The 15,910-nt window shown below is 71.8% G+C and carries 10 protein-coding genes and 1 pseudogene; 8 read left to right on the plus strand and 3 right to left on the minus strand.

From position 1 onward, the window contains the following. The coding region (locus ACY5KJ_RS08685) for a dihydrolipoyl dehydrogenase family protein (protein WP_462203142.1) at positions 1-1,234 on the plus strand (1,234 nt) is incomplete at its 5' end. A gap of 79 nt (positions 1,235-1,313) precedes the next feature. Here the strand turns inward: ACY5KJ_RS08685 and ACY5KJ_RS08690 are convergent. Continuing rightward, a complete protein-coding gene (locus ACY5KJ_RS08690) occupies positions 1,314-3,101 on the minus strand; it encodes a glycerol-3-phosphate dehydrogenase/oxidase (protein WP_462186474.1) in 1,788 nt (595 codons plus the stop codon). 262 nt (positions 3,102-3,363) lie between these two features. On the opposite strand from ACY5KJ_RS08690, the gene ACY5KJ_RS08695 reads away from it, so the two are divergent. Further along, a complete protein-coding gene (locus ACY5KJ_RS08695; protein WP_462203143.1) occupies positions 3,364-4,542 on the plus strand; it encodes an acyl-CoA dehydrogenase family protein in 1,179 nt (392 codons plus the stop codon). 105 nt (positions 4,543-4,647) lie between these two features. After that, positions 4,648-5,757 carry an acyl-CoA dehydrogenase family protein gene (locus ACY5KJ_RS08700; RefSeq protein ID WP_462186477.1) on the plus strand — a complete coding sequence of 370 codons (1,110 nt, stop codon included), beginning with the start codon at positions 4,648-4,650 and terminating at the stop codon, positions 5,755-5,757. A 56-nt stretch (positions 5,758-5,813) separates the two neighbouring features. Here the strand turns inward: ACY5KJ_RS08700 and ACY5KJ_RS08705 are convergent, their stop codons facing one another. Both ACY5KJ_RS08705 and ACY5KJ_RS08710 read right to left on the minus strand, forming a co-directional pair. Then, positions 5,814-7,517 carry a glycerol-3-phosphate dehydrogenase/oxidase gene (locus ACY5KJ_RS08705; RefSeq protein WP_462203144.1) on the minus strand — a complete coding sequence of 568 codons (1,704 nt, stop codon included), beginning with the start codon at positions 7,515-7,517 and terminating at the stop codon, positions 5,814-5,816. Further along, positions 7,514-8,140, minus strand: a complete 627-nt coding sequence (locus ACY5KJ_RS08710) for a TetR/AcrR family transcriptional regulator (RefSeq protein WP_462186481.1) — start codon at positions 8,138-8,140, stop codon at positions 7,514-7,516. Before ACY5KJ_RS08710 ends, ACY5KJ_RS08705 begins: the two co-directional genes overlap by 4 nt. A gap of 161 nt (positions 8,141-8,301) precedes the next feature. Here ACY5KJ_RS08710 and ACY5KJ_RS08715 point away from each other — a divergent pair, with 161 nt between their 5' ends. The 5 genes and pseudogenes from ACY5KJ_RS08715 (at position 8,302) to ACY5KJ_RS08735 (ending at position 15,901) form a co-directional block, all read left to right on the plus strand. Then, positions 8,302-9,939, plus strand: a complete 1,638-nt coding sequence (locus ACY5KJ_RS08715) for an FAD-binding oxidoreductase (RefSeq protein ID WP_462203145.1) — start codon at positions 8,302-8,304, stop codon at positions 9,937-9,939. A gap of 51 nt (positions 9,940-9,990) precedes the next feature. After that, positions 9,991-10,146, plus strand: a complete 156-nt coding sequence (locus ACY5KJ_RS08720) for a hypothetical protein (protein ID WP_462186483.1) — start codon at positions 9,991-9,993, stop codon at positions 10,144-10,146. 65 nt (positions 10,147-10,211) lie between these two features. Next, positions 10,212-11,019: pseudogene (locus ACY5KJ_RS08725) on the plus strand (SDR family NAD(P)-dependent oxidoreductase). A gap of 272 nt (positions 11,020-11,291) precedes the next feature. After that, complete coding sequence (locus ACY5KJ_RS08730) at positions 11,292-12,515, plus strand: LmeA family phospholipid-binding protein (protein ID WP_462203146.1); 1,224 nt, start codon at positions 11,292-11,294, stop codon at positions 12,513-12,515. A gap of 830 nt (positions 12,516-13,345) precedes the next feature. Further along, entirely contained in the window at positions 13,346-15,901 is a 2,556-nt protein-coding gene (locus ACY5KJ_RS08735) for an FHA domain-containing protein (protein ID WP_462203147.1), read from the plus strand. The last annotated feature ends 9 nt before the right edge of the window (positions 15,902-15,910 follow it).

The following is a 15,910-nucleotide window of genomic DNA, read 5'->3' on the forward strand; positions in this document are numbered from 1 at the left end:
CGCCCGGCGAGACCGGATGGTGGGCGACTACTCCGATTCCTCCCAGGTGCCCTGGCTGGTCGACAAGGGCGTCGAGCTGGTGCGCGGGACCGGGCGCCTGGTGGGGCCCGCCGGCCGGGTCGCGGTGACGCTGCTGGACGGCACCCGCCGGGTGCTGACCGCATCCCGAGCCGTGGTTGTGGCCACCGGGACGCGGGCCGCCGTTCCACCGATCCCCGGTCTCGCCGACGCCGAACCGTGGGACAACCGGACCGCGACCGGCGCGCGGAAGGTCCCGCACCGCCTCGTGGTGCTCGGCGGCGGCGCCATGGGGGTGGAACTCGCCCAGGCCTTCCGCCGGCTCGGTAGCGTGGAGGTGACCTTGATCGAGGGATCGCCCCGGCTGCTCGTCCGGGAGGAGGAGTTCGTCAGCGAGCAGCTGCGGGCCGCCTTCGAGGCGGCCGGCATCACGGTGCGGCTCGGAAGCCGGGCGGTCGAGGTCCGCCGGGCCCGGACGGGACCGGACGGCTCGGCCGGGCCGGTGACCGTCACGGTGGAGTCGGCGGATCCGGCTGAGCCGGCGGATCCGGCTGAGCCGGGTGAGCGGCGGCCGCGCCGCGATGCCGTGGTCGCCGACGAGATCCTGGTCGCCGTCGGGCGCACCCCGGCGACCGGCGACCTGGGCCTGGAGACCGTGGGCCTGCAACCCGGGCGGTTCATCGAGGTCGACGACCGGCTCCGCGCGGTCGGCGTGGCGGGGGACTGGCTCTACGCGGTCGGCGACGTCTGCGGCCGCGCGCTGCTCACCCACATGGGCAAGTACCAGGCCCGGCTGGCGGCCGACGTCATCACCGGCCGCCGGGACCTCGCCGGCGCTCCCGTGCGCGACCTGGCCGACCCGGCGGCCGTCCCGCGGGTGACCTTCACCGATCCACAGGTCAGCGCGGTCGGACTGACCGAGCGGGCCGCGCGGGAGGCCGGGATCGCCGTGCGGGCCGTGAGCGTGCCGACCGGCTCGGTGGCCGGCGCGTCGGTGCGGGGGGAGGAGATCACGGGCACGTCGAAGATCGTTGTGGACGAGACCCGCCGGGTGCTCGTGGGAGCGACCTTCACCGGTCCGGACACCCAGGAGATGGTGCACGCGGCCACGATCGCGATCGTCGGAGAGGTGCCGTTGGAGCGGCTGTGGCACGCGGTCCCGTCGTTCCCGACAGTCAGCGAGGTCTGGCTGCGCCTGTTGGAGGTCTACGGATGACGTCGTTGCGCGGACGTCGTTGCGCGGACCGCAGCACCGAAACGCCTGGGCGGGGCCGCGGATCGGGTTGGCCGAGCCTTCAGGACGGCCCGCCGGTCGCCGCCGGGGCGCGGTGGTCGGTCCGGCCCAGCCGGCGCACGTCGGGCGCGCCGAGCCGGGCCGCGTCGGCGGTCGCGTCGTCGGCCTGCCGCTGCGAGGCCCGTTCGGCCTCCACCCGGGCGAGGTAGTGCTCGACCTCGCGGGCGCGGGTCGCCTGGTCCCAGCCGAGCACGGGGGCGATGAGATCGGCCACGTGCTCGGCGGCCTCCACCCCCCGGTCGATGGTCTCGATCGAGACGCGGGTCCGCCGGGTGAGCACGTCCTCCAGGTGCAGCGCCCCCTCGTGGGAGGCCGCGTACACCGCCTCCGCGGCCAGGTAGGTCGATGCCCCGCGCAGCGGCTGGGCGAGATCCGGCCGCGTCTCGATGAGGTCCAGGAGCTCCTCGGTGAGGGTGCCGTAGCGGTGCAGGAGGTGCTCGATCCAGCCGACGTGCAGCCCCGCGCGGCGGGCGAGGGTCTCCCGGGCGTTCCACAGCGCGGGGAACCCGTCCGCGCCGAGCAGCGGGATCTTCTCGGTGCACGACGGCGGCACCGCCCGGTTCATGCCGTGCACGGCCGCGTCGACGGCGTCGGCGGCCATCACCCGGTAGGTCGTGTACTTCCCGCCGGCGACCATCGTCAGCCCGGAGACGGGGCTGACCACGGCATGCTCGCGGGACAGCCGCGAGGTGTCCTCGGACTCCCCGGCGAGCAGCGGGCGCAGCCCGGCGTACACCCCGGTGATATCCGCCGCCGTGAGCGGCGTGCGCAGCACCCGGTTGACCGTGCCGAGCAGGTAGTCGATGTCGGCGCTGCTGGCCGCTGGATGGGCGAGGTCGAGGCTCCAGTCGGTGTCGGTGGTGCCGATGATCCAGTGGCTGCCCCACGGGATGACGAACAGCACGCTCTTCTCGGTGCGCAGGATCAGGCCGGTGGCGCCATGGATGCGGTCGCGGGGCACGACGATGTGCACTCCCTTGGAGGCCCGGACCGACAGCTGGCCACGTCCCCCCACCATCGCCTGGATCTCGTCGGTCCATACTCCGGCAGCGTTGATCGTCTGGCGGGCCCGCAGCTCGATCTCGGCGCCCGACTCGAGGTCACGCACCCGCACGCCGGCGACCCGGTCGCCCTCCCGCAGGAAGCCGGTGACCCGCGCGCTGGTCGCGATGAGCGCCCCGTAACGGGCGGCGGTCCGCGCGACGAACACGGTGTGCCGCGCGTCGTCGACCTGGCCGTCCCAGTACTGGATCGCGCCGACGAGGGCGTCCGGGCGCAGCGACGGGAACTCCCGCAGCGCCGCCTTGCGGGTCAGGTGCCGGTGATGGGGCATGGTGGCGTCGCCGCTCGGCCCGATGCGGGCCAGCCCCTGCCCGAGGGTGTCGTAGAGCAGCACGCCACTGCCGATGTAGGCACGTTCCCAACCGTGGCGGGTCAATGGCAGCAGGAACGGGATGGCCCGGACCAGATGGGGCGCGAGCGTGTCCAGCATGAGGGACCGCTCCCGCAGCGCCTCTCGGACCAGCGGGGCGTTGAGCTGCTCGAGGTACCGCAGCCCGCCGTGGATGAGCTTGCTCGACCGGCTGGATGTGCCGGCGGCGAGGTCGCGCGCCTCGACCAGGGCGACGGACAGGCCCCGGGTCACCGCGTCCAGCGCCACCCCCGTGCCGGTGACCCCGCCGCCGATCACGGCCACATCCACCGGATCCGCCCCCATCCGGCGCAGTGCCTCGGCGCGGCCGACCCGGTCGAGCCGGGCGGTCGAGGTTCCGTGTCTGGTCGGCGTCATCGCCAGTTGCTTCCTCTCCTGCGAACGTCCTCGCGTCCCGTCGTCGTGATCGCCCGGGACGCTCCGGCGGCTCGCCACCCATCGTGCCGGCTGTCGGTGTCCGGTGTCCGGCGCCCGGGCGCGGGATCGTTGAACGTCCATGAACGTCTGTGAACGTCCGGCCGGGGCGTGGTGGGATGCGAATGCGACCGTCCCGGGATCCCGCGTGAGGCGACCGGATGGGCGACCAGATGGAGGTCAACACCAGGATGGAGGTCAACGCATGGACCTGACCCACCCGCCGGCCGAGGAACGGTTCCGTGCCGAGTTGCGGGCCTGGCTCGCCGAGAACATCCCCGCCCCCTGGACGGAGCCCGGGTTCTGGGCCGGCGTGGGGGAGGCCGAGGGCTTCGACCTGCGGTGGGACTGGGAGCGGCGCAAGGCGCTCGCGGGCTTCGCCGGGATCGACTGGCCGGTGGAGTATGGCGGCCGGGGCGGCACCCCGGGGATGATGGCCGTCTACGACCAGGAGATGCAGCTCGCCCGGGCGCCGCGCTCGGTCAACACGCTGGGCCTGGCCTTCCTCGCGCCGACGGTGATGGCGGTCGGGACACCCGAGCAGAAGCGCGACATCCTCGGGCCGATGCTGCGCAACGAGGTGATCTGGTGCCAGGGCTTCTCGGAACCCGGCGCGGGCTCCGACCTCGCGGCGCTGCGTACGTCCGGGGTGCTCGACGGGGACGAGTACGTGGTCAACGGGCAGAAGGTCTGGACGACGTTCGCGAACCGCGGAGACAAGCTCTTCACCCTGGTCCGGACCGAGCCCGGCAGCCGGCGCCATCACGGCATCTCGCTGCTGCTCATCGACATGCACGCTCCCGGGGTGGAGGTCCGGCCGATCCGGCAGATGAGCGGCGCCAGCGAGTTCGGCGAGGTCTTCCTCACCGACGTGCGGGTGCCGGCGTCGGAGTGCCTGGGCGGGATCGGCAACGGCTGGGCGACGGCGATGCTTCTGCTGTCGTTCGAGCGCGGCGCGTCCGGGATCAGCCAGTACACCGGCTTCCGGCGCAGCTACGACGAGATCGTCCGGGTCGCCCGGGCGCTCGGCCGCGACACCGACCCGGTGCTGCGCCAGGAGTTGGGCCGACGCATGGTCGAGCTCGAATGCCTGCGCTACCACTCGATGCACGTCCTCACCCAGGTAGAGCAGGGCCGGGACCTGGGGGCCGAGTCGTCGATCACCAAACTGCAGTGGTCGGAGACGTACCAGGACCTGTTCGAGACCTTTGATGCGCTGCTCGGCGCCGATGTGGCGCTCACCCACCCCACCGCGGACCTCGATCTGACGACGCTGCGGCAGGAGAGCTTCTGGACCCGCTCCGTCACCATCTGGGGTGGATCCTCGCAGGTACAGCGCACGATCGTCGCGGAGCGGGTCCTCGGCCTGCCACGCGGATCATGATCATTGTCGCGATTCGGGCCTGCGTCTACGTCTGTGCCCGCGCCCGCGCCCGCGCCTGTTCATCCCGCTGATCCTGCCTCGCCCCGCCTCCGGAGGTCCGAGCCCGTGTTCTTCGCCCTCACCGACGAGCAGCGCGCGCTCGCCGCCACCGTCCGGGACTTCCTGGCCGACCGCTTCGATCTGACCGCCGTCCGCGCGGTCTTCACCGATCCCGACGGTGACGGACACCCCCCCGAGCTGTGGAAGGCGATCGGCGAACAGGGCTGGCTCGCGGTGTGCGTGCCCGCGCGGTTCGACGGTCTCGGTCTCGGGCTGCTCGACGCACAGATCATCGCGCGGGCGTTCGGAGCGGGGGCGATCCCCGGGCCCTGGCTGCCGACCGTGCTCGCGGGCGAGGCGGTGCGGCTCGCCGGCTCGGCGGACCAGGCGGCGGCGGTGCTCGCCCCCCTCGCCGCCGGTGACCTGGTGGCCACCGTGGCGCTGCGGGGCCCGGGCGGGGGATACGACCGTACCGGCATCGCGGTCCGCGCGACCGCGGACGGCAGGCTGGGCGGTGTCGCGTCTGGCGTCGAGTATCTCGAGGTCGCCGGGTTCGTGGTGGTCGCCGCCGTCGACCCCGCCGGAGTCGGGCTCTACCTGCTCGATCCGCATGGCCCGGGGGTGACGGTCACCGCCCAGCGCGGCTTCGACGGCACCACCCGGCTGGCCTCGCTGTCCCTGGCCGACGCGCCCGCGACCCGGCTGCCGGCCTCCAACGCCGCGGTCGCTGCGGACCTGGTCCGTCGTGGTGCCCTGCTCACGGCCGCGGACCTCGTCGGTGTCGCGCGGGCCGCGCTGACCCGGACCGTCGCCTACGACATCGATCGGGTGCAGTTCGGCCGGCCGGTCGGTTCGTTCCAGGCGCTCGCGCATCATCTCGCCGATCTGCATGTCGCCGTCACGATGGCCGAGCACGCGGTGCTGTACGCGGCGCACGCGCTCGATACCGCCCTGCCCGACGCGGAGCTGGCGCTCGCGGTGGCGAAGAGCAAGGCCAACCAGGCCGCCGGGGACGCCACCGCGGCGATGATCCAGTACCACGGGGGGATCGGCTACACCTGGGAGCATGATGCGCACTTCTTTTACAAGCGGGCCAAACGCCAGATTCCCGCTTTTGGTGACACTCCTGCGCATCTGGAGCGCATCGCGGTGCTGACCGTCGACACGTTGCCCTGACCGCCCCCGATCCCGCAGCACTCGCAGCGGTGCTGGTTCCTCGGCGGTGCTGGTCCTTAGCGCGTCAGCGTATGGTCGAACAGCTGCCGGGCCGGGCCCAGGGCTGCCCGGCGGTCGGCGGGAGCCAGCCCGATGCGCGTCCGGCGATCTAGCAGGTCTGCCGGGTCGAGCGCGCCTTCGTCCCGCACCGCGAACAGCAGCTCCGCGCCGGTGACCGGCGTCCCCTCGGCGACGGGTGCCAGCAGGTCGGGGTCGCCGTCGGCCAGGGCCAGCACCCTCGGTGCCTCCGTCCCGTACCGCTCGACCAGACGGCGCGGCGCGGCCACCGTGGCGAGGACCGATCGAGGTGCCGCACCGACCAGGCCGAGCCGCCGGGTACGGCAGGGGCCGGCGTCGAGGTCGCCCACCGCGACGGCGGCGTCCACCGCGTCGGCGGCCATCCGTCGATAGGTCGTCAGTTTGCCGCCGACCACCGTGACCAGGCCGCCCGGGTCGGTCCGCACCAGGTGCCGCCGGGAGAGATCGGCGGTGCGGGCGGCGCTGGTACGAGCGGCGCTGGTACGGGCGTCGGCGGTGTGGTCGGTGGGGGTGTGGTCGGTGGCGGTGTCGAGCAGGGGGCGCAGGCCCGCGAAGGCGCCCAGCCGGTCCGCCGGGTCGATGGGGGTGGCCAGCACGTTCGAGACGATGCCCAGCAGCTGCGCGATCTCGTCCTCGTCGGGCACCGGGACGTCGACGACCTCCTCGACCGGCACGTCGGTCAACCCGACGTAGACGCGGCCGTCGTCCTGGGGCAGCACCAGCGCGAACCGGTTCCGTTCACCCGGCATCGGTAGGGACAGCGCCGCGCGGGTCCCGGCCAGGACGGTGGAGCGCAGCACGAGGTGGGTGCCGCGGCTCGGCCGCAGCCGGATCCCCGGAGCCAGGTCCGGCGCCCACACGCCGGTGGCGTTGACCACCGTCCGCGCACGCAGGGTGATCCGGGTACCGGTGAGGGTGTCCACCGCGGTCGCCTCGATCCCACGGCAACCGTGCCGGCCCGTGCCGGCACGGTTGCCGTGGGATCCGGTGCCGAGGGCACGCGCCGCGCTGCTGCCGCCGCCGAGGCCGTCGAGGCCGGTCACCCGCAGCCGGGTCAGGATCCGGGCGCCGAATCCGGCGGCGGTCCGGGCCAGCGCGACGACGAGACGGGCGTCGTCAACGAGCTGGCCGTCCCAGTGCAGCACCCCGCCGCGCAGCCCGGCTTCCCGGAGCGCGGGAGCCACCCCGAGCGTCTCCACGGCGGTCAGCCGGCGTGGGCCGGGCAGGACCGCGCGGGGCGTGCCCGCGCCGCGGCGCAGCAGGTCGCCGAGCCACACCCCGGCCTGGACCAGCGCGGCGTTCGACCGCGGTACTCCCGGGGTCAGCGGGGTGAGCATGGGCAGCGCCCGCACGAGATGGGGCGCGGTGTGCCGCATCAGGATGTCGCGTTCGACGGCGCTCTCCCGCGCCAGCGCCACGTCTCCGGTGGCCAGGTAACGCAGCCCGCCGTGAACGAGCTTGGAACTCCATCGGCTCGTGCCGAAGGCGAGGTCGTGCGCCTCGGCGAGGACGACGGACAGGCCGCGGGAGGCGGCGTCCAGGGCCACCCCGGCCCCGGTGACCCCACCGCCAATCACCAGCAGGTCCACCGGGCCGCCGGCCGCGACGGCGGCCAGCTCCCGTTCCCGCCGCCCGGCGTTCAACGAGGTCGCCGCGGTCGGCCGGAGCGTCAGAACCGTCATGGTGATCCCCCAGTGCTCTCCTTGACCGGTTCCGGCGCGAGGTAGCCGCGCAGGAGCCGGCGCAGTTCGGCGGTCCGGGTCGCCGCGGGGACACCGCCGCCGAGGGCCTCGGCGGACAGGACGAAGGACTGCACGACGAGCAGGACCATGAGGGCCAGCGCCGACGGGTCCGCGGGCCGCACGGCGCCGTTCGCCGCGGCGGTGCGGAACTGGCTCGCCAGCAGGTCCAGGATCATCTGCTGGGTGGCGCCACGTCGCTCGATCAGGTACGGGATCAGCAGCTCGGGATCCGTCTCGATAATCCGCAGATAGAGCGGGTTGGTGCGGAACGCCTCCACCGTCGCGATGATGTGCTCGACGAGATCGTCGAGCAGCCCGCCGTCGAGCAGCCCGCCGTCCGGCCCGGCCTGGGCCATGGCCGACGCGGCCGTCACGACCTGGGTCCACTCGCGGGTCATCACATCACCGACCAGCGAGCGCAGGTCCGGCCAACGTCGATAGAGGGTCATCCGGCTCACTCCGGCGCGGCGCGCTACCTCGGTTAGGGTGGTCCGCCGGACCCCGACCGCCAGCAGGGACGCCTTGGCCGCGTCGAGGACGGCCTCCTCGCCGGCGAGAGCCATCCTCCCTCCCTCCCGTCGCCACGGGCGCGGGGAGCGGCGCCGCCGCGCGGGATGTGCCATCGTAGGATGAGACCTTGTGACAATGTGACGTTGGCTGTCACACTGTCTCGCAAGAGATTCTACCGAGGCACCACCGGATCGGACAGGCGGTACGCACGCCGATGACGAGCACCGACGAGGCCCACGAGAAAGCCCGTGAGATCGTCCCGGCCGAATCAGTCTGGTGGGGCTGGGGCCCCGCCGAGGCGCATGACCCACTGCCCGATTCCACCCGCCTTCTGCTGGCTCGGCTCGGCATTCCCGCCCGTCCTCGCCCGCCCGTCCCGCTCGCCGAGGTACGCCTGCCCGCGTCGCGGCTGCCGGATCCGGCCCGGGCCGCGCTCGCGGAGGTCGTCGGGGACGACGAGGTCCGGGTGGACGATGTCACGCGCATCCGGCACTGCCGGGGCCGCTCGACGACCGACCTGTTGCACCTGCGGGCGGGGGATGCCTCCGCCGCGCCCGACGCGGTCGTCCGGCCCGCCGATCATGACGAGGTGCTCGGCGTGCTGCGGGTCGCGACCAGAGAGCACCTCGTGGTCGTGCCGTTCGGGGGCGGTACCTCGGTCGTCGGCGGCCTTGCGCCGCCCGAGCGTGGCGACCGTGCCGCCGTCGCCCTCGACCTCGCCCGGCTGGACCGGCTCGGCCGGGTGGATCCCGACTCCGGCACCGCGGAGCTCGGCGCCGGGCTGCGGGGCCCCCGGGCCGAGGCGTTGCTGGCCGAGCACGGTCTCACGCTCGGGCACGTCCCCCAGTCCTGGGAGTACGCCACTATCGGTGGCTACGCGGCGACCAGGTCCAGCGGTCAGGCATCCGGGGGCTACGGCCGGTTCGACGACCTGGTCGTCGGCCTGCGGGTGGCCACGCCGGTGGGCGGCTGGGAGCTCGGCCGCGCCCCGGCGTCGGCCGCCGGACCGGACCTGCGGGAGCTGCTACTCGGCTCCGAGGGCGCCTTCGGGGTGATCACCCAGGTCGTGGTCCGGGTCCGGCCGCTGCCGGCCCGGCGCGGCTACGAGGCCTGGTCGGTGCCCGACTTCGCGACCGGCATCCGGCTGCTGCGCTCACTCGCCGCCCGCGACCTGCGGCCGACGGTATGCCGGTTGTCCGACGAGACGGAGACCGTCGCGGGGCTCGCGCGGCCGACCCGGTCGGGCGGCGAGCGCGGGGGCGGCGTCGTCGGCTGCTACCTGGTGACCGGCTACGAAGGCGACGATCGCGCGGTGGAACAGCGTTCCGCGGCGGTCGCTGCCGTCCTGCTCGCCGGGGGCGCCAAACGGCTCGGCGCGGCGGCCGGCCAGGACTGGGAGCAGGGTCGGTTCCGGGCGCCCTACCTGCGCGACGCGCTGCTGGACCAGGGCATCTTCGCCGAGACCCTGGAAACGGCGGGATTCTGGACGGCGCTGCCCGGGCTGTACGCGGCCGTCCGAGATGCGCTCACCATGACGCTGGCCGCCGCCGGCCTGGCACCGGTCGTCATGTGCCACATTTCTCATCTGTACGCCACGGGGGCTTCGCTCTACTTCACCGTCGTCTGCGGCGAGGGCGACGACCCGATCGGGAGCTGGCGGGCGGCCAAGGCCGCGGCCACGGACGCGGTCGTCGCCACGGGCGGCACGATCACCCACCACCACGCGGTCGGGACGGAGCACCGGCCCTGGCTCGGCGCCGAGATCGGCGATCTTGGTGTCGAGGTGCTCCGGGCGGTCAAACGGACACTGGACCCGGCCGGCATCCTCAACCCCGGGGTTCTCGTCGCCTGAGGCACTACCGGGCGCATCGGGTCGACCCGGGAGCCTGGGTAGGCCAAGGGTGTGGAGACCATTGCCGCCTGTGTGGTTGTCCTGTTCTTCCTGCTGATCCCGGTGGTCATCGTCGGTGCGGCCCTGGGCTGGGCCTACCACCGTTGCGCGCCGCTGCGGGCCCGGGCGGCCGTCGAGGCCGCCCGGGAGCAGCGGGCCCACCCCTGAAGACCGGGCCGGGCGTTCCGTCGATCCCCGGGATGTCCGGACAGCGTCTCCGTCAGGATGAGGCCATGAGCACCGGACCGTGCGAGCCGGCTCCGGGTTACCCCGGCGGGCCGGGCGGTGGCGTCGACCGTGATCGTGACCATGCCGGGGACCGTGCCGGGGACCCGGAGTTCGCCCCGGCGACCCGCGGCCTCGTCGTCGTGGGACCGGGGGCGAGCTTCGGTTCCGACCTGTTGCGCCGGTTTGGCCGGGAGGGGTTCGCCCTGGGAGTCGTCTCCCGGTCCGCCGACACGCTGACCCGGGTGAGGGACGAGCTCGCCGAGGACGGCCTGGCGGTGCACGGCGCCGTCGCCGACGTCACCGACCAGCCGGCCCTCACCACGGCCATCCAGCGGGTGGCGGCCGACGTCGGGGGGCTGACGGTGCTTGTCTACAACGCCAAGCTCAGCATCCGCGGCGGCGCCCTCACGGTGAAGGCCGAGACGATGAACCAGACTCTTGCGGTGAACGTCACGGGCGCGCTCACCGCGGTGCAGGTGGCGGCAGACCTCCTCGTGGACCGGCCGGCCGCGACCATACCTGTTGACCACGGCCGGATCGCGCACCGAGCCGGTGGCCGGCCGGTTCGCGCTGGCGATCGGCAAGGCAGGCCTCGCCGCCCTCGCCGATGCGGTACGGCCGATGCTGGCCGCGCGGGGTGTCCGGCTGCGCACGGTGGTTCTCGACGGCAGGGTGGACGCTGCGGGCCCGCTACGTCCGGGGGTGGTCGCGGACCACTTCTGGCAGGCGTTCGCCGCCCCGCGTGGCGACGTTTTCCGGCTCGCGCCGGCTAGACGGGACACTCCGGTGGCGCAGCTCCCGCTGGAGGTGTGAGCTGGTGGCGGCGGTGACGCTGGTGACATGGGTGACGGCCGGTGATGGCTGGCGGATCATGCTCCGGGCGGTGGCCGATGGTATCTGGTTTGCCCGGTCTGGTCGGTCAAGTCGGGGATCCGACACCGATGTCGCATGGATGATCGGACCCGCGGCCGTGCGGAAGGCACGGAGCATGCGACGATCCGGCAGGGCCAGGCACAGGACAACCGCCAGGCGGACATCGACAGGGCGACGGCGTGCTCCGGCGCGGCATGGCAGGAGATGGACCGGTGAACGACGGACGTGACGGTGATGGGCAGCAGCCTGCGGACAGCACCCATGTGATGCCTCCGGACGGTGATGGGACGCGGCCCGCGAACCAGAACAGGCCGGCCCGTCCGGGCGCCCCGGTGGGACCACCGCCGCCTGCGGAGTCCTTCCGGCCGATGGGACCACCGCCGCCCGCGGACTCGTTCCGGCCGGCGCGGCCGGCCGCGCCGGCCCGGAGGGGTGACCCGCCGGCTGGTTATGAGTCGCCGGCTGGTTATGAGCCGCCGGCCGGTTATGACCCGTGGGCCGGCTCCGGCGCTCAGGGTGGCTACGACGGCACCGCGGTCCTGGGTGCGGCGCCCGGGACCACGGGGATGGGGAACATCACCGCCCGCGAGGGCGGCGGACCCCATGATCGGCTGCCCGGCGCCGCCGGCGGGGGCGGTAGAGGCCCGGAGGGATTCGCCGTGGCGCCAAGTGGCGGCACGCCCGCCGTGCCCGTCAAGCCGCGTCGCCGGCGCCGGAAACTGCTCATCGCGCTGGTCGCCCTGATCGTCCTGTTCGTCGTGGGCGACCGGGTCAGCGTGGTGATAGCCAAGGATCAGATGCGCCAGCAGGTCGAGGCCGGCGTGGCCGAGAACATCAAGCCGGGTGATCCCATCCCGACGGTCAAGAGCGTGAGCATCGGCGGATTCCCGTTCCTTACCCAGGTCCTGTTCGGGAAGTTCACCAACATCGGAGTAGAGATCGAGGGCATCCCGACGCCGGGCCCGAAGATCTCGTCGGTGAAGGCCAATCTGAAGGGTGTACACGTACCGCTCGGTGATGCCATCACCAACAATGTCGGGCAGGTGCCCGTCGATCACGTGCGGGCCACTGTGGATATGACCTACAACGACCTCAACGCCTACCTCGCCGGGCAGCAGGTGCAGGTGAAGCCGGTCGACGGGGGAAAGGAGATCGAGGTGACTGGCACCGTCAACGTGCCGGTGCTGGGTACCCAGCAGGTCGGTGGGATCACGACGTTCGAGGTCCGGAACAACATGCTCACCCTGGTGCCGAGTGAGGTGAAGCTCACCGGAGCTGTGAACCTCGGATTCAGTGTCCCCGGAGAACTTCTGCCGTCCATCCCGATCCCGATCTCCGGTCTGCCATTCCATCTCCGCATCGTCGAGGCATCCACGAACGCGACCGGTCTCTCACTCACCGCGACTGCCGAGGACGTGGTGCTCCCGGCGTCCTGAGCCCTGAGTGGCGGTCCTGAGCCCTGACATGATTTCCGCCACAGTTGCGCCGACCCGGAATGCCTCGCGCGCGGTGGTCGAGCCGTACCGACCGCCCTCCCCGCGGTCAGGGCCCGGATCGGATCCGGTCGAGGCCGCCCATGGCCCCTCTCTCCCCGGAGTAGGTCCTTCCCGGAGTACGTCGACCTTCCCGCGGAGTACGTCAACCTGTCGACGATCGTTCGACGCGCGGCACCTCCCGGCGTTTCATCAGCCGATTTCCGGTGGCCGTCCGTTGGCTGATCGTCCACTTCCGTGGCGTGCGTCCCGGGTGCCGCCGAGGCCTGCAGCCGCTGGTCGGATCGGCGACAGATGCCACTGTCGGGGACCGTCGACCATCATTCTCATAGGGTGCCGGACGGGAACATGCGTCATCGTCGTCGCTTCCGGGGCACGGTCACCGAGCTTCCGTGGCACGGTCATCGAGACGATCTGACCACTCAGGGTGACGTGGCCCGGAAGGTTTCGTGCAGGGTAACCGGTAAATCGACCGATCATGAGGCGGCAGGAACCCGAGAGATGCCCGGAAGTCGACGCGACGGCAACGATCGCCGTTCAGCTGGTGGTAAATCGTCACCCGGGGTGGATCAAGGTCATCCCTCGACGCTACGATCGGGCATCCGGCGTGATCCGGCGGCTCGAGTGGCCGCGCGAGGTGGTGACCCGGCGCGCCATGATGACACCGCAGTACCTGGTAAAACCGCACAGCGTAGTGACACCGCACAACGTAGTGACAAGGTGGAGTTCGGCGGGACATCCCGGCCAGCGTCCCGTCGCGAAGGGGGAAACACGTGCAGACGACCTTCCTGAGAGTCGTCACCGAGGCCGGTGCGGCTACCGTGCCGGCCGAGGCGCAGTTCATCATCGGCCGTGCCCGGACCGCCGACTACGTCATAGCGGACAGCCGGGTCTCCCGTCGCCATCTCCTCCTTGAGCAGACCGGCAACGGGTGGGTCGTTCGGGACATCAGTTCCAACGGCACCTGGATCGACGGGCAGCGCATGCCCGAGACCGTCCCGGTGCACGGTGAGGTGCGGCTTCGTCTCGGCACTCCGACCGGGCCCGAGGTTGTCATCCATCCCCAGGTGCCGGAAGGCCGCAGGCCGCTGGACGAGCCGGAGTACGACCCCGGCTACGACATGCAGACGATGCTGCCCAATGCTGCCGGTTACTCTCCGCCACGACCCACGGGCTCCTCGAGGGGTGGGCGCGGGACCTCGCATCAGGGGCCGACCGATCCGTCCCAGCGCGGGCACGACTACGACGACCAGGGTCGGGACGAACGGGTGAGTGGCGTCACCAGCCTCGAGCAGGAGCACGAGCGGCGAACCACTTATCGGCTGCGCCCGGGCACGATGTCGATCGGCCGTGCCCGTGACAATGACATCGTCATCACCGACCTGCTTGCCTCCCGCCGGCACGCCGAGCTCTACATCGGCCGGTCCGGCCTGCAGATCGCCGACCTCGACTCCGCCAACGGCGTGTTCGTCAACGGTCGTCGGATCAACCGGGCGTCCGTCGGCCAGGGCGACGTCATCGCCGTCGGTCACCACGTCTTCCAGCTCGAGGGCGACCAGCTCGTCGAGTACATCGACTCCGGTGACGTCAGCTTCGAGGCCGACGCCCTGAACGTCTGGGCCGGTCAGAAGCAGCTCATGCACGACATGACGTTCAAGCTGCCCGGCCGGGCGCTGCTGGGCGTCGTCGGGCCGTCCGGGGCGGGTAAGTCGACGCTGCTCAACGCGCTCACCGGCTTCCGCCCCGCGGACAAGGGCACCGTGCGCTACGCCGGCCGGGACCTCTACTCAGAGTATGACGAACTGCGGCGCCGGATCGGCTACGTGCCGCAGGAGGACCTGCTGCATACCTCGCTCACCGTCCGCAAGGCACTCGAGTTCGGCGCCGAGCTGCGCTTCCCGCCGGACGTCACGAAGGCGGAGCGGCGCACCCGGGTCGACGAGGTGCTCGCCGAGCTGGGCCTCACCCAGCACGCCAGCACCCAGGTCTCCCGGCTGTCCGGCGGCCAGCGCAAGCGGACCTCGGTGGCCCTGGAGCTGCTGACCCGGCCGACCCTGCTCTACCTCGACGAGCCGACCTCCGGCCTCGACCCGGGCATGGACAAGAACGTCATGGAGTCGCTGCGCAAGCTCGCGGACGACGGCCGGACGGTCGTCGTGGTCACCCACAGCGTCGCCCAGCTCGACCTGTGCGACTACATCCTCGTCCTCGCACCCGGCGGCTACGTGGCCTACTTCGGTCCGCCGCAGGACGCGCTGCCCTTCTTCGGCAAGCGGGACTACCCGGACGTCTTCCTCACCCTGGAGGCGACGCCCGGGGCCGAGTCGGCCGCCAAGTTCCGCAACTCGCGGTACTACGTGCCCGCCTCGATCACTGCTCCGTCGGCCCGGCCGGCTCCCGAGGAGCTGCCCTCGCTGCGGCAGCAGTCGGTGATCTCGCAGCTTGTGACGCTGAGCCGACGAACAATGGCCGTCGTCGCATCCGACAAGTCATACCTGCGGCTCATTATCGCCTTCCCGTTCCTGCTCGGGCTGATACCCAGGGCCATCGGCGGGAACTTTGATCTCACGGCCGAACAGGCCAAACAGTTCTCGCCGAACTCGGATGCCCCGACAGTTCTTTTGATCATGGTTCTCTGTGCCTGTTTCATGGGAATGGCGAACTCGGTCAGAGAGATCGTCAAGGAACGGGCGATCTACCGAAGAGAGAGAGCCATCGGTCTGTCTCGGACCGCGTATGTCGGTTCGAAGATCCTCGTTCTTGTTATGATCACTGTCGCCCAGGCGATCCCGTTCACGTTGATCGGTCTTGCCGGGCGAACGCCGGACAAGGGTGTCGTGCTCGGGAACGCCCTGCTCGAACTGCTCATCGCCGTGATTGTGGTCTCGCTCGCGTCGGCCATGCTCGGGCTGGTGATCTCGGCGATGGTCGACAACGCGGACAAGACCATGCCGCTCCTGGTACTGATCACCATGGCCCAGCTCATCTTCAGCGGTGGCATCGTGCCGGTGAAGGGCACGCCCGGTCTGGAGCAGATCAGCTACATCGCGCCGGCCCGCTGGGGCTTCGCGTCGATGGCCTCGGTCGGTGACCTGAACCGCATCACCCTGGCCGGCGTGCTACGGCCAGACAACCAGAAGCCGGTGAACCCGAAGGTCGTCGATGACCCCTTCTTCGACCACAGCGCCTCGGCGTACCTCACCGACATCGTCGCCGGTCTCGTCGTCGGCGTCCTCCTCGTGATCATTACTTCCTTCCTGATCCGCCGGATGGACCCGAAGACCGTCAAACGCGCCACCGCCGCACCGGTCAGCGGCCCACCCCGTTAGGGCCTGTTT

The organism is Frankia sp. CcWB3 (assembly GCF_977927595.1).